The sequence below is a fragment of the Paenibacillus sp. FSL W8-0186 genome (assembly GCF_037969765.1).
In the GTDB taxonomy this organism is placed as follows: Bacteria; Bacillota; Bacilli; order Paenibacillales; family Paenibacillaceae; genus Fontibacillus; species Fontibacillus woosongensis.
In genome coordinates this window covers 3229524-3248454 of record NZ_CP150207.1, presented here as the reverse complement: position 1 = coordinate 3248454, position 18931 = coordinate 3229524, and the positions used below count along the sequence as shown (strand labels likewise).

Genomic DNA, 18931 nt, shown 5'->3' with positions numbered 1-18931 from the left:
CGGGGGCTGTCTATTTTTGTCTATAAACATACTACAAATATATGAATCTCTTTCGCGAATCTTGCATTAAAGTCTATGATCTGGACGAATTTTCTGATAGTATGGGATTAATTAGAAGGTGACATGGGATCGTGTACGAGCATGTCATATTTTGGTGTCGTTTGAACCTGGTATAATATTACAGCCGGTGGGCGGAAAAAGGGATTGGTAGGGGATACGATGAAGAAGTTAGGTTTTCTGTTGATGCTGGTTGTAATGCTGTGGGCTTTGCCGGGCATTGGGGAGGCATCTGCCGCTGGTCATGCCATTTATTTGGACGGCCAGGAGCTGGAGCAGCCAGGCGCTGCACAAGCAGGTCTGGTTAATGGCAGCGTTATGGTTCCCATTCGTATCATTTCGGAAGGGCTTGGTTATGAGGTTGGATGGGAGAAGCAGACGGAGACGGTTACGATTAAGCAGGACCAACGGCTGTTGCAGCTTTTTATAGACAACCCTAAGGCTGTTGTGGACGGCAGCGAGGTTGGCTTGTCCGCTCCGCCGCTGCTGCAGGATAACACGACGCTTGTTCCGCTGCGTTTTGTCGGTGAACAGATGGGCCTGAAGGTCAGCTGGGATAACGAAACAAAATCAGCGCACCTGTACAGTGAAAGCGGCGGTTCTGGCGGTGGCGTTGTCAATGGAGGGGCCAGTACACCTCCAGCCGGCGAAGGGGAAGCTGTTCCACAGCAGCCAGTAAAGCAGCCGGATAATACGGGAGGCAGCAATGCCGGTTCACAGGCAGACCATGATTATAGTCAAGGAGATCTCGCGGGGATCAGCAGCTTAAGCTTCACCGAGAACCGCCTTATGATCTCAGCCGATCGTCCGGTAGCGCCGAACGTATTCAAGATGACAGATCCGGAACGGATTGTGATTGACATCCCGAACGCTAAATTTGCCGACGAATTTATGGATGCGCTGCCACTGGACGCGACAAGCCAGGGACAATTGGCGGTTGAGGGTTACCCGGAAGTGGCGAAAATTCGCTATGCCTTATTCAGTAATGATCCATCTACGATTAGAATCGTTATCGACTTGAACGAGAGCAGAGAATTTGCAGTTTCAAACGAGAACGGATCACTCTTTGTCGATCTGACCTTGGAGGCCGCGACTCCTCCTGTGCTACCTGTAATTCCGGCAAGGCCGGACGGCAAAAGACTTGTTGTCATTGATGCTGGACATGGCGGGAAGGATCCGGGAGCCCCGAGCGTAACGGGGGGACGGGAGAAGGATTTCAATCTGGCGATTGCGCTACGAGTGAATGAGCTGCTTCAGCAAGAAACGGAAATTATTACGGTGCTGACGCGAAGCGACGATACATATCCGACGCTGGACGAAAGGGTACAAATTGCAAACGAATTGCAAGCTGACATTTTTATTTCGATTCATGCCAATAGCGGTTCTGTAACAGCCACTGGAACCGAGACGCTGTATACCCGGGACGTCAGCATACCTCTTGCGGATACGGTACATAAATACATGATCGAAGCAACCGGGTTGAACGACCGCAAGGTGAAGCACCAGAATTTGAAAGTGACGCGCGAGACGACGATGCCGGCGATACTGCTGGAGGCAGGCTTCCTCAGCAATCCCCAGGATGACGCGGTGTTGAAAGATCCTGCCGTACAGGATAGAATTGCAGCAGGCATTGTAGCCGGGATTAAAGAGTATTTAGGCTTGTGACAGAAACTAACGAAGCGGGTATAGATTGTAACAGAGAGGGGGAATCGTTTTGAAAAAGCTTGTTATGGCTGGAACTGTGCTTGTGCTTGCGGCCGCGCTTGCCGGATGCGGGCAGAAGCCCCAAGCTGCTCCGGAAGGAGAGCAGCAGCCGGCTCAAGTAACCGAACCTAATGTTTCCCAAGGGGCAGGACCGAATAATACACAGGTTGAGGAGCCAAATCTGCAAACCGTGCAAGTAGAGTTATATTTTACAGATGATGATCTCATGGAGCTGACGAAGGTGCAGCGCGAGATCCGGTTCGAGCAAAATGAGGACAAGTATGCCGAAGCTTTTAAGCAGCTTCAGGTTTCTGAAAACGGCTTGTTCTCACTATGGGAGAAAGCCATTTTAAACAAAGTTACATTTACAGACGGGGAGCTCCAAATTGATATCGGGCTGCCTGACGAGGCCCGTCTTGGCTCGGGCGGCGAAGTACTGGCTATCGATTCATTGAAAGCGACGATGTTCCAATTCGATGAGGTTCGCAGCCTGGAGCTTACGGTCGGCGGAGAACAGGTAGAAAGTCTCATGGGGCATGTAGAACTCGACCATCCGATGACTCGTTAAATACAGGAATTGCTCAAGTAAAAAGACTATTTCCAAGCTTTCGGGCTTGAAAATAGTCTTTTTTTTATTCCGGCCGTCGTAGGGACTATTGTCGGAAAACAGGAAAGATTACGCAACTTTTAGTTATTCTGGACGTCTAATATGTCGTCTGGTGATGCCGAGGAACAGGGCTTAAGTCATCGGTCATCACGAGGCAAAATTTTAAGATGGTAGGGGTGACGGATGAGAAGAATTGGTTTTTTGGTATTCATGCTCGTATGTATTTTCGCTTTTCCGACAATAGGACAAGCTGCCGGAGGAGGCACTAGCATCTATTTGAACGGAGAAGCGCTGAACTTGCCGAAGAACGGCCAGGTTCAGAATGTGAAAGGCAATGTGATGATTCCGATTCGTGTCGTCATGGAGGAGCTGGGTTTTGACGTCGATTGGGAAAAAGGGACGCGCACGGTAACTATAAAGCAAAGCGATACAACGATTAAGCTGGTTGTGAATCAGGCGAGTGCTACGGTGAATGGCAAGAAGCTGGCCCTTGGCGCCGCTCCGATACTGAAAGAGGATACGACGCTAGTGCCTCTTCGTTTTGTTAGTGAACAAATGGGTCTTACTGTAGGCTGGGACAACGCTACGAAGACGGTATATTTAATTACCCCGGATCATGGAAGCGGAAACGGAATAGAAGGAAACACCGGCAATACCGGTTCAGACAACGGAAGTCCAGGGAACGGTTCCGGCATTCCTGTGCCGGAACAACAAAATTTGGCGGGTGTAAAAGGCATCGGCTTTGATGCCAATCGCCTGATTATAGCGGTAGACAAAAACGTAACCCCCGATGTATTTCGCTTGACGGGGCCAGACCGGATCGTCATCGATATACCAAATGCCCGCTTTGATGAATCATTTTCAAGCAATCATTCATTGGATGCTTTCCAGGCCGGATTCATGGACATTAACGATTATCCGGATGTAACCAAAATCCGCTACTCGCAGTTCAGCGATAATCCTTCAACGATAAGGATTGTCATGGATTTATCAGGTGCAAGGAACTATTCTTTACTGAATGCAAACGACGGTTATGTCATTATTGATTTGAATGTGGATCAGAGCTATCCATCGAAAGGCAGCGGCAAACCGCTGGTTGTCATCGATGCGGGGCATGGAGGTACAGATCCGGGCGCCATCAGCGTAACGAAGAAGAAAGAGAAGGACCTTAACCTCTCTATCGTCAAGAAAGTCGAAGCGCTATTGAAGAAAGAAACGCAGCTGGACTATGTGCTTACGCGCAGTACAGATGTGTACGTGACGCTGCAAGACCGGGCCAAACTGGCTAACAATTTGAATGCCGACGTATTCGTATCCATTCATGCCAATAGCGGATCCGCGACGGCCAGCGGCGTAGAAACATATTATACGCGGCAAGAAAGCGTGCCATTTGCAAATGTCATGCATAAATATCTGGTCAAGTCTTCCGGTCTGTCCGATCGGAAAGTACGGGCAAAGAGTCTGCACGTTACCCGAGAAACAACAATGCCAGCGGTTCTGCTGGAAGTTGGTTATTTAAGCAATAAGAGCGATGAGGCCCTGCTGTATACGGAGAAATTCCAGAACAGCGTAGCCCAGGGTGTTGTCGATGGAATCAAAGAGTATTTGGGTTTAAAATAGCCAGCGGCTCATAAAATGTGCATTCAGGAAGCCGGCTTGCCGGCTTCCTGAACACCTTTAGAGGAGGAGGAAGTGACCATGAACAGAAAACTATGGATCATCGGCGTTTTGGTGCTTCTGCTTGCCCTAACCGCGGGATGCGGCCAAAAGCCAAATGCGCTCGTAGAAGGTGAGCAAGGAAAACAAGAAAATCAAGGAAATGCCGGTAATAGTACAGACGGAACGGCGATTCAAGAACCGCCGAGCAATCCCGTTGCTCATGGCGCAGGCGATTCACATCATAGCTCCCCGGAGGAGCAAGCCAAGACGATGGTTATTCAGGCATATTTCACGGATGATCAACTGAACGAACTGTTTCCAGAGAATAAGGAAATTACGTATAGTGCTGATACCGAGAAATATATGCAGACTTTAAAGGCGCTGCAGCAAAGCGAGACTCCTGGCCTGCTGCCGCTTTGGGAGAAGGTGAATTTCAAGCAGGCTGTACTTGAAGGCGGGAAGCTGACTGTCGATTTAACTTTGCCCGACGAGGCCCGGCTTGGAGCTGGCGGCGAAGCTCTCGCCGTGGAGTCGTTGACAAAGGCGATATTCCAGTTCGAAGAAGTGCAATCCATAGAAATTCTGGTGGATGGCCAGCAGGCAGACACATTGATGGGCCATGTCGAATTAGAGCATCCTTTTCAAAGAAAATAGCAACTTTTTGGAGGAAATAGCAGCTCGCCGTCGAACTTGGTTAAGAGATCAATGTTGAAGGAGAGAATTTGATGTCATCATTTAAACGCACTTATAGACGTAATTCCAAAAAGGCGGTATCGGCCATGCTCGCTGCCGCGATCTGCCTAAGCGGCAGCGCAGCCGTTTTCGCGGACGAGCCGGCAGAGTCTTCTGCCAATTCGGGAACGGGAACAAATATTACGAACACGTCAAATACGGCATTTTCCTTGTTTAGCGACGTACAGAATGGCTTTTGGGCCGAGAAATATATTTACAAGCTAGCTGCGGAGGGCATCATTGTCGGGGATGCCGGCAAGTTCCGTCCGAGCGATAGCGTTACGCAGCAGGAAGCCATTACGATGGCAATTCGCTTCATGAATTTAAGCGCTGAGGTCGGCAGCGGAGATACGGTTCCTGCCGAGCTGCAAATTAGCGGTTACGCGAAACCTTATGTCGAGCTGGCTCTGAAGAAGAATCTGATCGATAAAGATGAAGAGCTGGCTATTTTAAAGGAGAAGGAGTCCTGGGGACAGAAAAAAGCGTCCCGCGAATGGGTAGCTAAAGTTCTTATCCGCGCCCTAGGCAAAGACGAGGAGGCCAAAGCGCTGGGTACAGCGGCAACTGGCTTTGCAGACCACGACAAAATTACCTCTTCCGTTAGAGGTTATGTGAATCTGGCCGCCAAATTGGATATTACGAAAGGGATTGAAGGCAATAAATTCGATCCGCAGGGCAATGTCACACGGGCACAAATTGCGACCTTCTTCGGTAAAGGCGCGGAGCATTTAGACGCCAATTATTCGAACGTTTACGAAGGGATCGTGACCGAGCTGACCGACAGCAAGCTGACCTTGTACGTGGATAATCAGCTGAAGAGCTTCGTTCTCGATAACCGCAGTGTATACTTCACCAAGGATTCGCAATTAAAGATTTCGAAGCATGATTTAAAGCCTTACACAAAGGTGCTGGCGATCGATAAAATTGGTTCGGCGGCGTACGTCGAAATCATTGACGGGAATCAGCAGCTGGAGAGTACAGAGGGCACCCTGCTTCGGATTCTGAACGGCAATCGGATATTGATGCTCGTGAATAACGATTCCGTGGAATATACATTTGACGATACAACAGCGTTCCTGGATCAGAACGGCAATAAAGTGGCAGCCAGCAGCTTGACTCCAGAGAGCACGATCATCGTACAGCGGGAGACTTATACTGCGGCAAGGAAGCCGGTGCTTGTTCAAGTGAAATCGGCCCTGGTCAGCAAATCGGGTACTGGCACAATTGAATCTGTCGATGTGACCGGCAAGAAAATAACGATTCGCGATGCTTCAGGCACGGTCGAGACTTATGCAGTGGACGAGACGACGATTCTGCTGTACCAAAGCCAGAAGCTGAACAGCCTCAACGAATTGCAATCCAATTCGGCCATTAAATATTCGGTGAAGAACAGCGTGCTGGATTCCCTTGAGGTGACGCAAAGCATCGAGCGAACGGTCAAAGGGACGCTGCTTGGATTGGATCAGAACGGACGCTTGTTGACTTACAGCAATGCCAGTGGATATCCTGAAGTGAAGCTGTTAGCGGAGAAGCCGGAGATTATCGTCGGCGGCATTAAAGACGCTACATTTGACGATCTGTTCGCTGATTTGAACGGCGGCGATAAGGTCGAGCTGACACTGGATGCTGAGGAGCGGGTGACGAAGATCGTGGTGGAAGGCCGCCAATCCGAGCAAATGCCGGCGGCTACGGTCGTGAACTACGATAGCAAGTCCAAGACGCTGACGGTGCTGGATGCGAATGCGAAGCCGCACGTATTTGTTTTGGATGATAAGACGAAGGTAGAATACAACTCCAACCAGCCGACCCTTGCGGGGATGGAATCCGTCCTGAACAAAGACCGGAAAATTAATGTGACTTATATCGGCAGCCGGGCGCTAAGCGTGCAAATGATTTATAAATATGAGGGCACCTTTGTGTCTGTAAATACGGCGGAGAAGAAGATTACGCTGCTAACATCCGACAACAAAACAATTGCACTGCCTTACCAGGGAACCGCTCCTACGATTGAATTGTACGGCAAGAGCGCGACACTGAGCGATGTAAAAGTCGGCGATCCTGTAGTTGCTATGCTAAGTACGAACCAGGATGCGGTTCAGACGCTGGCTGTAAAGTCTTCCGCTCAATTCGTGGTCAGCTCGGTAGATACGTCCTATAGCCGCATCAGAGCGGTAAACAGCAATAACGGTCTTACAGAAAGCTTCTACGTCGATCAGGCGATTTTGACGGATGAGAACGGCAATCCGATCAGGGTGAACAATATCCAAAGCGGCCAAACGATCAACGTGGCATTTAATGGGCATAAGGCGGTATCGCTGCAGGTTGTCAAATTGACGCTGGGCAGCGTACAAAATATCGACGCCTCTACCTTAACGGTCAAAACCTTTGCCGGCGGAACCGAATCGTTCCCGCTTTCGGGCAGCGTCAAAGTTGTTCGCGGAACGTCCGTAACTACCGGGACAGGCGGACTAGCATCAGCGGATCGCGTAGAGGTGCGCAAAGACAGTGACGGTACCCTTATCGTCAAGGTTCTGACTTCGCTAGAGCGGAAATTCTCCCGCTATGATGCAAATGCTAGAGAGCTTGTTGTTAAAAGAGCGACCATCGCGGATGACAAATATCGCTTTTTTGTAAATGCGGATACGTATGTTCACCAAGGTGATACGACGATTTCCGTGCAATCTCTGAAAGATGATGATAAAATTGTTTTGTATTTCAATGGTGAAAGACTCGTTGAAATCGAAAAACAATAATCATTTTCGTGAGAATAACCGTCTTGTTGCGGGATCATTCCCGGGCAAGACGGTTTTCGTCGTGAAGATCCATGAAGAAAGGTTAGGTGGAGACATGAATGCCGCGGGTGTCCGTCATATTCTGGACTGCATCGGCGCTATGTTTCCGGATGCGCACTGTGAGCTCCGCCACAGCAATGCGTTTGAATTGACGATTGCCGTGCTGCTGTCGGCACAGTGTACCGACGCAACCGTAAACAAGGTGACGGAAGATTTATTTCAGAAATACAAGACGCCGGAAGATTATCTTGCCGTTCCGCTCGAAGAGCTGGAGCAGGATATCCGGCGCATCGGACTATTTCGGAGTAAAGCCAAGCATATTCAGAATTTATGCCGGATTCTCATTGAACAGTACGACGGGGAGGTTCCTCGCGAGCATGCCGAACTGGTGAAGCTTCCGGGCGTGGGGCGCAAGACGGCCAACGTGGTCGTTTCGAACGCCTTCGGCGTCCCGGCGATCGCCGTCGATACGCACGTGGAACGGGTCAGCAAGCGGTTGGGATTGGCAGGCTGGAACGATTCCGTGCTTGAAGTCGAGAAGAAGCTGATGAAGCGAGTTCCCAAGGAAGAATGGACGATTACCCATCATCGGCTGATCTTTTTCGGAAGATATCATTGCAAGGCCCAGAATCCGCAGTGCGAGATTTGTCCGCTGCTGGATGTTTGCCGGGAAGGCAAAAAACGTATGAAAAAGTCACTGGTCAGAAAAGATAGAGAGAAGTGACTTTCAAACCTAGGTAGAAGAGGATGAGACTCCATGAAATGTATTTCTGTGTACACCGATAGTTTTGAGCAATTCTCCGATATGTTCGAGCAGGTCATCGAAATCGACTTGCAGGAGAATGACGAGCGCGAGGTTGAAGGTGTGACTGTCAGCGACTCCGGCGAAGTGCCGAGCCATTATTTGGAGCGCATGGCGGCCAAACCTGAAGTGGTCGTAATGAAGGACAAGGAGAAAGGAATCACCATATTACAGCATGGCAAAGTGTTTGAAATTCTAATTCCATCCGAGGCCGATTCGCTCGAAGCACCTTCGGTGTAAACGGTTTGGCTAATCAGAATACCGTCTTGCGGGCATATCCGTGAGACGGTTTTTTGGGTTAGGCATCTGGAATATTACGGGTTAAAACAGGCGAATCTAAAATAATGTATATTTAAGAGGATGAAATGCTTCATTTTTAATCAAAAACGAAGATATCGGCCATTTGGCAACGAAGAATGTACCCTGAGCGGCGTTTTTCTATATATAAGCTGGAAGTTCTATAATTTTTACTGGAAAATCACTAATTATGAGACTTCCCTGACGGATGCCACTCATGTAAAATGAATGTATTTCCTAAGACATGGAATATGTCGAGGAGAATACTAAAAATGAATACCGCTTCTTGCTTCGTGAGGCGTTAGGCAAACATAAATAAGGAGAGTACATATTCATGGAAACGTTGACAATTGGTCGGGATCAGCGGCTTCATGACCGACTTGACCAGTTCTTGAAGTTATATGAGTCAGGTAAAGACCTAAGGGCTTGCCGGGAAATTCAAGATTTAACAAGGAAGCTGGAAGCTGATGAATTAACGTTATCGTTCTGCGGACATTTCTCCGCAGGCAAGTCCAGTCTGATTAACAGGCTGTGCGGCAAGCAGGTGCTGCCGTCGGGGCCGATACCGACAACCGCCAATGTAGCCGCCATTCGCAATGGAGAGCCTCGGGCAGTCCTTACGCGGGCGGAGGCGGAATACGGAGATATAAGCGAAACGGAGGAAGCGCGTTCGGAGCAGATTGAGCTTCATCTGGATCAACTGGATGACTATTGCCGGGACGGAAATACATATTCGATGATCTCCCTCTGGGATGATGTTCCTATATTGGGGCGGCATGGCGTGCTGCTGGATACGCCTGGCGTCGATTCGAATGACGCTGGACACGCGATGGCTACCAACTCGGCGCTGCATCTAGCTGATGTCGTGTTCTACGTTATGGACTACAACCATGTTCTGTCGGAAAGCAATCTGTCGTTTGCCAAACGGCTGGCTGATTGGGGGAAACCGCTCTATCTCGTCGTAAATCAGATCGACAAGCACCGGGAAACCGAATTGTCGTTCGGGAAATACCGCAGCTCCGTAGAGGACGCCTTCGAGTTATGGGGAATCGTACCGGCAGGGGTGTTCTATATATCCCTGAAGGAGCTGTCCCATCCGTTAAATATGCTGAGCGAGCTGGAGAAGACGATTGCCTCCCTGTTTGAGATTCGGGAGAGTCTGCTCGAGTTCAGCATCGGCTGCTCGCTTTTCCATGGAGCGGAACAGTATTTGAAGCGGCTGAACGATGCAGACGAGGAAGAACAGGAGCGGCTGCTTGAGGAAGTCGGCGGCGAGGAAGCCCTGTTAAGCCTACAGGCGGAATTGTCGGTGCTGGAGCGGGAGTTTACCGAGCAGGATGGCCTCATCGATCGGCTGCGCAATGATTTAACGAAGGAATTGGACGGACTGCTGGCCAATGCGCATTTGATGACGCCTGATCTGCGGGAAGCTGCCGCACTGTATTTGGAGAGCCGGAAGTCTGGCTTTAAGATGGGTCTTTTGTTCCATGCCGGCAAGACGGAACGCGAGAAGGAACGGAGGAGGGACCTCTTTCTAGGCAAGCTGCGGGAGCAGGTGCAAGCGCAGGTAGATTGGCATGTGCGCGATTTGCTGCGCCGCCTCGGTCAGAATCACGGGCTGTGGAGCGCGGAGTGGGAGAGCAGGCTGGAGGCGGAGCTTCCGCAGGCAGAGGAAGAGTGGATCGCCGGTTCTGCACGCGAAGGCGCGCTGCTCTCCGGCGAGTACACGCTCCGCTACGCCGCCGATGTGGCGGCCGGGATCGCCGGCCGCTACCGCCGCGCAGCCCTCGCTATCGCGGACGGTCTGCTCGCGGAGCTGGCGCCGCGCCTTAACGAGGCGCGGCACAGCCTGGCCGCGCAGCGCGAGGCGCTGCTGGCGCGCTCCGGCGCCGCCGGGCGGCTGCAGGCGCTGCGCGCTGCCGCCAAGGAGCGAGCTGCGCGCATCCACGCGCTGCTCGGCGAGCGCCCGTCCCTCCCTCCCGGCATTCTGCCGGAGGTGAGGGACGCCGCGCCAGGGGCGCCGGCTGCGCCGCAGCGCCCACAGGCGCCCGCTGCGGCGGTCATGGCGCCGCCGGCGGCCGCGGTGCCCGCGAGCGCCAGCGACAGCGCTGGCGCAGCCGCCGCTGCCGCGATAAGCGGGCGGCAGCGGCTGGGCGAAGCGGCCGCGGTGCTGAGCGCCGCAGCTGAGGCGCTGGCCCCTTACCCCGCCTTCGGGTCGGGGGTAAGGGAGCTGCGCGCCCGCGCAGACGTTCTTCGCGGCGGCCGCTTTACGGTCGCGCTGTTCGGGGCGTTCAGCGCGGGCAAATCCTCCTTCGCGAACGCGCTGCTCGGCGCTCAGGTGCTGCCGGTATCGCCGCATCCGACGACGGCGGCGATTAACCGCATCCTCGCGCCCGAAGGGGACATGAAGCATGGCCAGGCGGCCATCACCTTCAAGTCTCTGGAAGCGATGCGCGAGGATCTGGCATACTCCTTCGAGGCGCTGCAGCTCGGAGCGTGGAAAGAAGGAAGCTGGAGAGCCGAAGTGAATAAACTAAAGGCTCCGGACGTGCCGCCTTCCGGGAGGGCTCACTTCAGCTTCCTGAAAGCGGCGGCAATCGGCTGGGAGCACAACGCTGCAAGACTTGGCAGCCGTGAGGTCACGGGACTGGAGCAATTCGCCGAGTATGTGGCGGAAGAGAGCCGCGCCTGCTTCGTAGCGGGCATTGACCTGTATTACTCCTGTCCGCTCACCGAGCAGGGGATTGTGATCGTGGATACTCCAGGGGCGGATTCCATTCATGCCCGGCACACCGGAGTCACCTTTGAATATATGAAAAATAGCGATGCATTGCTGTACGTTACCTACTACAACCATGCCTTCTCCCGTGCGGACCGCCAGTTTTTGGGCCATCTGGGCCGGGTGAAGGGCAGCTTTGCGCTCGATAAAATGTTCTTCATCGTTAACGCGGCGGATTTGGCGTCAACGCCGGGCGAGCTCGCTAGCGTAGTCGAACATGTAGAGGGCGGACTGCGGGCCGCAGGCATCGAGGCTCCGCAAATTTATCCCGTGTCCAGCATCGCTGCGCTCGATGCGAAGCGCAGCGCGGATGCGGCGAAGCTCGAAAGTTCGGGCTTCGCCCGGTTCGAGGCCCCGTTCCTCCGCTTTATTAGCGAGGACTTGGCGGGTCTCGCCGTAGATGCGGCCCGCCATGAACTGCAGCAGTTCATCGCGCGGGCGGAGCAGTGGAGCGAGACGCTGGCCAAAAGCGAAGAGGAACGCGAGCAGCTTAAGGTTCAGTTATCGCTGGACCGCAAGCGTTTCTTAGAAGAACTTCAGATGCTGGCAAACAGCGATAAAGAGGCCGAAATCGCACAGGAAACCGGAGAACTGCTGTTCCATGTGCGCAGAAGGCTGCAGTTTCTAGCCGGTGATTTATTCCATGAATATTTCCATCCTTCGCTTCTCCAGGATGACGGAGGGGATATGAAGCGGAAATTCGCGGCTTCAGTCAAGGGCTGGCTGGCTCAGCTCAGCATAGAGCTTGAACGCGAAGTTCAGGCAACCTCCCTGCGGCTGGAGAAGAAATGCGAGTCGCTGCTGGCGAAGGAAGCCGAGGCTTGGCTCGTAAGGCTGCAGCAAGAAATTCCGGCGCTGCCGGCGCTGTCAATTTATGCAACCTCTGCCTGGCTGACTCCAAGCGTTTCCGAGGGAAGTCTGGAGCAAGGCATTAAGGCAGCTTCATATTGGAGTTATTTCAAAAATCCAAAAAATTTCTTTGAAGGAGGGGGGAAGCAAAGATTGCGCGACGCTCTGGAGGAGCCGCTCAGCGATAGCATCAAAGAGGCGGTGCAGCGCTTTGGCCGCGATCTGATCGAATTTTACACGCAGGAGACTTCGGCGAGATTTGCGGCGATCGCAGCGTCGCTCGAAGCGCAGTGGGAAGAATGGGAGAGCAGCGTTTCCGGCATGCCTTCAGCCACGGATTCAGATGAATCGTGGAAGGCCGTACCGCAGCGTCTTCATGCACTTCATCAGGCATTGCTTTGATCTAAATTCCAAAAACAACATAACTGAAAAGTAACGCGGCAGTCGCGAAGAGGGGCAAATTTCAGATGTTGCAAGCCATCGATGACATGCGTTACTGGGAGGGAACGACATGGAAGTACTAAGGCAATTAAGAGGGTATTACCGGGAACGACGAACATATTTAATAATGTCGATTCTATGCCTGGCGGCAGCAACCGGCTTTGGGCTCATATATCCTATGCTGCTCAGAAAGCTGATTGACGACGTAATTCGTCCGGCACAATATGACGGGGTGCTGTGGATTGCCCTGACAGCGCTCGGCGTCGTGATCATCAAGGCCTTTTTGCAGTTTTTACATGGATTTTTCGGCGGAAGACTCGGCAACTATCTCGCTTACCGGCTGCGGAATGCCTGTTACGAGAAGCTGCAATTCCTGTCGTTCCGCTATTATGATAGAGCAAAAACCGGTGACCTGATGTCCCGGCTGACGGGGGATTTGGAGGCCATTCGCAACTTCGTCGGCTTTGGGTTTGCACAGCTGCTCAATCTGGTGCTCATGGTCATTTTCGGTGCGGCCATGATGATGTCGATTCATTGGCAGCTGACGCTGATCACGATGATAACCATTCCTTTTCTGGCTGCGGTAGCTCTAAAATTCGAATCGAAAATCCACCCTGCCTTTCAGGAAATGCGCCTCGCCCTGAGCTCGCTGACGACGGCGGTTCAGGAGAACGTAACCGGGGTGCGTACGGTTAAGTCCTTTGCGCGCGAACCTTACGAGATGGAGAAATTCTCGCACCGGAATGAGCGTTACAAGGATAATCAGATTTTTGCCTCGATGCTGTGGAGCAGATTTTTTCCTGTCATGGAGCTGCTGGCCTCGATCAGCGTAGCTGTCCTGCTGGCCGTAGGGGGAACGCTCGTCATTAAGGAACAGCTGACGCTCGGAGACTTAGTTGCCTTCTTCAGCTTGATCTGGTTCATCATTGGACCAATGTGGGGGCTTGGCTTCCATATTAACAACTATACCCAGTCCAAGGCTTCAGGAGAGCGGGTGCTGGAAATATTGAACCAGAACGTGGATGTGAAGGATGAAGCTGGCGCAGTAGACTTGGATCTGGAGAACGTGAAGGGCAAAGTGGAATTCGACCACGTTACATTTGCTTACGGCAACAAGATGCCTGCGGTTACGGATATCCATTTTACGGCGGAACCGGGCTCGGTCATCGGGTTCCTCGGCGGAACCGGCTCGGGGAAATCGACGATCATTCAGCTCCTGATGCGCGCCTACAATGTGAACGAGGGAAGCATCCGCCTGGACGGAAGAGACATCAGGGACATACGCATTAAGAGCCTGCGGAGCGGGATCGCAACCGTCTTTCAGGAGACGTTCCTGTTCTCTTCCACGATTCGCAACAATATCGCTTACGGGATGACGCAGGTTTCGATGGAGGAGATCATTCATGCCGCCAAGCTGGCCAAAGCCCATGATTTCATCATGGAGCTGCCGGATGGCTATGATACTGTAGTCGGCGAGCGGGGCATGGGGCTGTCCGGCGGACAGAAGCAGCGGATTGCCATCGCGCGGGCGCTGCTCAAAAATCCGCGCATTCTGATTCTCGACGACGCGACGAGCGCCGTGGATATGGAGACCGAGCATGAAATCCAGTCAGGCTTCCAGGAAGTGATGCAGGGCCGGACTACCTTCATTATCGCCCACCGTATTTCGTCGCTTCGCCATGCGGATGAAATCCTCGTTCTCGATGAAGGGCGGATCGTTCAGCGCGGCACCCATGAGGAGCTAATCGCAATTCCTGGGCCGTATCAGGACGTGTACCATATCCAATATGCGGACCACTTGTCCAGGGCTAACCAGGGCCATGAAGGGAAGGTGATGTAGCGTGCATACGGAAACCCGCAGCAATCAGGCGTTCAAAGGAAAGAAACAGAAGACGCGGATCGAGGATCGCTTCGTCTATCAGGACGACGAACTGATCGACAAAGCATTTGACTGGAAGCAGTTCAGGCGCTTGTTCGCTTACATGAAGCCTTATGCGAGGCAGATGCTGCCGCTCGTGCTGCTGATGACGGTGCTGGGAACGATCACCAAGCTCACCGTACCGTATTTGACGAGTATTGCGATCGATAAAGCGATCGCCCCGGAAGCCGGGAGCCCAAGTCTAAAACTGCTCTATATTCTGACCGGAATCATCGTTGCGTTATATATCGTGCAGTGGATATCCAGCAAGCTGCGTATTAAATATACGAATATTATCGGGCAGAGAGTCATTTACGATTTGCGCTCGGATCTGTTCAAGCATATTCAGAAGCTATCGTTCAATTTCTTTGACAAGCGGCCGGCGGGCTCCGTACTCGTTCGGGTTACGAACGATGTGAACTCGCTGCAGGATCTGTTTACGAACGGCGTGGTCAACCTGATGATTGACTGCGTGCAGCTGGCGGGGATCGTCGTCATTCTGCTGCTGATCAACTGGCAGCTCGGGCTGGCGGTCATGATCACCGTACCGATCATGTTCTTCGTATCGACGAAGCTAAGGCAGAAAATCCGGATTGCCTGGCAGGAGGTGCGGATGCGAAATTCCCGGATCAATTCCCATCTGAACGAATCGATTCAGGGTATTCGTGTTACTCAGGCGTACACGCAGGAGCAAGAGAACATGCGCTACTTCGATATGATGAACATGGACAGCAAGAAGTCATGGGATAAGGCGTCGGCGATGAACCAGATGTTCGGCCCTATAATTGAAATCACCGGCGGACTGGGAACGTTCATCTTGTTTATGCTCGGGGCGTACATGATCCAGTCAGGACAGCTGACCATCGGGCTGCTGGTGGCGTTCAGCAACTATGTAGGGAACTTCTGGGATCCGATCAACCGGCTTGGCATGATGTATAATCAGCTGCTCGTCGCCATGGCATCCTCCGAACGCATCTTCGAATTTATCGATGAGGAGCCGAGTATTGCGGATAAGCCGGGAGCGAAGCCGCTTCCGCCGATCGAAGGGAATATTGAGTTCAAGAACGTCATATTTGAATATGAGAAGGGCCGTCAAGCACTGAAAGGAATTTCCTTAAATGTGTGTTCGGGCCAATCGATAGCTCTTGTCGGACATACTGGCTCAGGAAAAAGTACGATTATCAACCTGCTCAGCCGGTTCTACGATACGACAGAAGGTTCGGTGTGCATCGATGGCCACGATATTAGGGACGTTACTGTTCAAAGCCTCAGAAGCCAAATCGGAATCGTGCTTCAGGATACATTTATTTTCTCCGGCAGCATTCGCGATAATATTCGCTTCGGACGCCTCGATGCGACCGATGAAGAAGTCGAAGCGGCGGCAAAAGCGGTGGATGCGCATGATTTCATCATGAAGCTTCCGGGGGGCTATGATACCGAGGTGGAGGAACGCGGAAATGCCTTGTCAATGGGGCAGCGCCAGCTGCTGTCGTTCGCACGGGCGCTGTTGGCCAACCCCCGTATTCTGATTCTCGATGAAGCGACGGCAAGCATCGATACGGAGACCGAGCTGAAAATCCAGGATGCGCTAAAGGTGCTGCTGAAAGGGAGAACCTCCTTTATCGTTGCTCACCGGTTGTCGACGATCCGCAATGCCGATAATATCGTCGTCTTGGATCACGGGGAGATCAAGGAGCAGGGTTCTCATCAGCAATTAATGGAACAAAAGGGAATTTACAGCGGACTTGTCGAAGCCCAGTTTCGTTTTTTGTAGTTTTCTGAAGATTTTAATCACATTTTAATGTCGAACTATTGCTTTATTTCTCATAAAACCCGAAAATAGATGAAGACGAATTAACTCATCATTCAAGGGGGATATCTGAAGTCATGTGGGGTGCTCCTCAATCAGAGCATGCCAAGAGCATTATGCTGCTTGGCAGTGGGGAATTGGGCAAAGAAGTAGTCATCGAAGCTCAGCGGCTCGGCGTCAGATGCATCGCTGTCGACCGTTACGAGCACGCGCCCGCAATGGGAGTCGCACATGAGTCCCATGTCATGGATATGCTGGACGGCGCGGCGCTGCGGTCTTTGATTACCAGCGTCTCGCCGGATCTTATTGTTCCAGAAATCGAAGCCATTGCGACGGATGTTCTTGTCGAGCTGGAGCGCGAAGGCTATAAGGTCATTCCGACCGCTGCAGCGGCAAGGCTGACGATGGACCGGGAAGGCATTCGGCGGCTTGCTGCGGAAGAGCTGGGTCTGCCGACGGCGGATTACCGGTTCGCCAGCAGTCTGGAGGAACTGGAAGCGGCCGCTGCCGAGGTTGGCTATCCATGTGTTGTTAAGCCGCTAATGAGCTCATCCGGCAAAGGCCAGAGCGTATGCCGGGAGCCTGGCGACGTGCCGCATTGCTGGCAGACTGCGCTGGATGGCGCCCGCGCGAAGCAAACGCGGGTTATTGTTGAAGCTTTTATCCCTTTTACTAGCGAGATTACATTGTTGACGGTTCGGACTTCCTCCGGAACGGTGTTCTGCCCTCCAATCGGGCACGTTCAGGAGGATGGGGATTACGTCGAATCGTGGCAGCCTCATGCTATGAGCGCAGCGCTGCTGGCCGAAGCGCAGGAGATCGCCCGTAAAGTTACGGATGCTCTGGGCGGCTATGGCGTGTTCGGTGTCGAATTGTTCCTGACGGACGACCGGGCGATATTTAGCGAAGTATCTCCGAGGCCGCATGATACCGGGATGGTGACGATGGTTACCCAGGATTTATCAGAGTTTGCCCTGCATGTGCGGGCCATTCTGGGCTTTCCGATTCCTTCCGTCGAATTGCTGACGCCCGGAGCTTCCGCGACGCTCAAGAGCGATCTGGAAGGAGAAGCCTTCGCGATCACCGGCATGGAGGAAGCGCTGAGCGTGCCAAGGACGCAAGTCCGCGTATTTGGCAAGCCGCTTAGCAAGCAGGGAAGACGGATGGCCGTTGCTCTCAGTGGAGCAGAAAATGTTGAAACAGCTCGCAGCCGCGCTAAACAAGCGGCTAGCTCATTAAAGGTGGTAAAGGTCAATGAGTAGTATGGTGTTGGCACCGGCTTTAGTCATTCGCAGAAGTTGTTCCGGGGACGTGGATCAGATGCTGCCCTTAATGCGCCAGCTGAAATATCCGACGACGCCAAGCGTGCTTAAGGAGCGCCTTAGCATGTTGGAGGAGCATCCGCTCTTATGCAGTTTCGTCGCCGAGTTGGATGGCAAGCTTGTGGGTACAACCTTTTTGAAACAGCATCAGACGCATGACATGAGCAATCCAGTAACGCAGATTACGGCAATGGTCGTGGATGAGCAGCACCGGGGCACCGGAATCGGCCGTCAGCTCGTGGAGGCGGCTGAAGCTTGGGCTAAGGAGCAGGGAAGCCTGCAGCTGGTATTGTCTGCGGGCGGAGAGCGCCATATGCTGGCGAAGACCTTTTATGAGCATGTGGGCTTTATTTGCCGAGGCTACCGTCTAAGCAAATCTTTAGATACCTAAGCGATAGAGGCGCTAGATATCGATCCCAAGAATATAGCAGAAACAGTAAAGAACCTCGCCTTAGGCGAGGTTCTTTACTGTTTCATTCAAATTGTGGGGCGAAGCGATGCGCGGAGCTGCTACATGACGAAGGATGGCTGCTGCTGCTGGACATTACTGCTTCGACGATACCGGCATAGCTGACGGTACGTATCCAATCTCCCGCGGAATATGAGCTCGAGATGTGAGCAGGATTCCAAATCAGCGGGAGTTGTGAGAGCAGCTGACTTATTTACGAGATGTACACCGCCTTGCTGAAAGACAGCGCTGACGAATTGGGAGCAAAAATAGGAGTTCTCTCCACCGAGCTCCATATTGAGGATAATGCCGAGGATGCCGAGGAAATTATAGCTGTAAAGCTCGTCGTTCTCTTCGAATTGCCGGACGTAGCTGCGCATTCTTTCGTATGTAGTTTTATTAACGCGGCAGCTGTAGACAGCGCATGTCGCTTTCTCGAAAACGCCGGAGTGAATGTTCTCCTTAACGAATCCGCCGAACACGGGAATAAGCGGATGCTTGCGGCCGAAGCTGTACACTTCGCGAAGTTCGGAATCAAATGCAATCGAAGCATGGTTGTATTTCGCTCTAGTGTACAAACCGATTAATTTCGTGACGATGGTCCGCGGATTGCTCAGCAGAATATAAATTTGTGTATCATTGTTCATATTTTTTCAACCGCCATTAAAATTTATAGGTTATGTACTACCAATAATTGATATTACCATGGTATGC

At 52.4% G+C, this 18931-nt stretch carries 13 protein-coding genes; 12 read left to right on the top strand and 1 reads right to left on the bottom strand.

What is annotated here, in order from left to right; translation table 11 throughout:
• Positions 1 to 219: 219 nt before the first annotated feature.
• The 12 genes from MKX50_RS14580 to MKX50_RS14525 all read left to right on the top strand — a co-directional run bounded on the left by MKX50_RS14580 (position 220) and on the right by MKX50_RS14525 (position 18160).
• The gene (locus MKX50_RS14580; protein ID WP_339157277.1) at positions 220 to 1722 is read left to right on the top strand and encodes an N-acetylmuramoyl-L-alanine amidase family protein; all 1503 of its coding nucleotides are present in this window, start codon (positions 220 to 222) and stop codon (positions 1720 to 1722) included.
• A gap of 49 nt (positions 1723 to 1771) precedes the next feature.
• Positions 1772 to 2329 (top strand): GerMN domain-containing protein, encoded by a 558-nt coding sequence (locus tag MKX50_RS14575; RefSeq protein ID WP_339157276.1) that lies wholly within the window; start codon positions 1772 to 1774, stop codon positions 2327 to 2329.
• A 222-nt stretch (positions 2330 to 2551) separates the two neighbouring features.
• Entirely contained in the window at positions 2552 to 3988 is a 1437-nt protein-coding gene (locus tag MKX50_RS14570; RefSeq protein ID WP_339157275.1) for an N-acetylmuramoyl-L-alanine amidase family protein, read from the top strand.
• Positions 3989 to 4066: 78 nt separating this feature from the next.
• Positions 4067 to 4681 (top strand): GerMN domain-containing protein, encoded by a 615-nt coding sequence (locus tag MKX50_RS14565; RefSeq protein WP_213591912.1) that lies wholly within the window; start codon positions 4067 to 4069, stop codon positions 4679 to 4681.
• A gap of 71 nt (positions 4682 to 4752) precedes the next feature.
• Positions 4753 to 7512: an S-layer homology domain-containing protein gene (locus MKX50_RS14560; RefSeq protein ID WP_339157274.1), complete on the top strand. Its 2760-nt coding sequence runs from the start codon at positions 4753 to 4755 to the stop codon at positions 7510 to 7512.
• A gap of 94 nt (positions 7513 to 7606) precedes the next feature.
• A complete protein-coding gene (gene nth / locus MKX50_RS14555; protein ID WP_339160134.1) occupies positions 7607 to 8275 on the top strand; it encodes an endonuclease III in 669 nt (222 codons plus the stop codon).
• Positions 8276 to 8308: 33 nt separating this feature from the next.
• A complete protein-coding gene (locus MKX50_RS14550; RefSeq protein WP_213591916.1) occupies positions 8309 to 8593 on the top strand; it encodes an NAD/NADP transhydrogenase alpha subunit in 285 nt (94 codons plus the stop codon).
• Between the two features lie 391 nt (positions 8594 to 8984).
• Positions 8985 to 12680, top strand: a complete 3696-nt coding sequence (locus tag MKX50_RS14545) for a dynamin family protein (RefSeq protein ID WP_339157273.1) — start codon at positions 8985 to 8987, stop codon at positions 12678 to 12680.
• 109 nt (positions 12681 to 12789) lie between these two features.
• Positions 12790 to 14559, top strand: coding sequence for an ABC transporter ATP-binding protein (locus MKX50_RS14540; protein ID WP_213591920.1), 1770 nt, complete (start codon positions 12790 to 12792; stop codon positions 14557 to 14559).
• A gap of 58 nt (positions 14560 to 14617) precedes the next feature.
• The gene (locus MKX50_RS14535) at positions 14618 to 16411 is read left to right on the top strand and encodes an ABC transporter ATP-binding protein (RefSeq protein ID WP_339160133.1); all 1794 of its coding nucleotides are present in this window, start codon (positions 14618 to 14620) and stop codon (positions 16409 to 16411) included.
• Positions 16412 to 16524: 113 nt separating this feature from the next.
• The gene (gene purT / locus MKX50_RS14530; protein WP_339157272.1) at positions 16525 to 17709 is read left to right on the top strand and encodes a formate-dependent phosphoribosylglycinamide formyltransferase; all 1185 of its coding nucleotides are present in this window, start codon (positions 16525 to 16527) and stop codon (positions 17707 to 17709) included.
• Positions 17702 to 18160, top strand: coding sequence for a GNAT family N-acetyltransferase (locus MKX50_RS14525; RefSeq protein ID WP_213591924.1), 459 nt, complete (start codon positions 17702 to 17704; stop codon positions 18158 to 18160). The genes purT and MKX50_RS14525 overlap by 8 nt, the downstream gene beginning before the upstream one ends.
• A 119-nt stretch (positions 18161 to 18279) precedes the next feature.
• On the opposite strand, the gene MKX50_RS14520 is transcribed toward MKX50_RS14525, so the two are convergent.
• On the bottom strand, positions 18280 to 18864 hold the full coding sequence (locus MKX50_RS14520; protein ID WP_213591926.1) for a hypothetical protein: 585 nt from the start codon (positions 18862 to 18864) through the stop codon (positions 18280 to 18282).
• Positions 18865 to 18931: the final 67 nt, after the last annotated feature.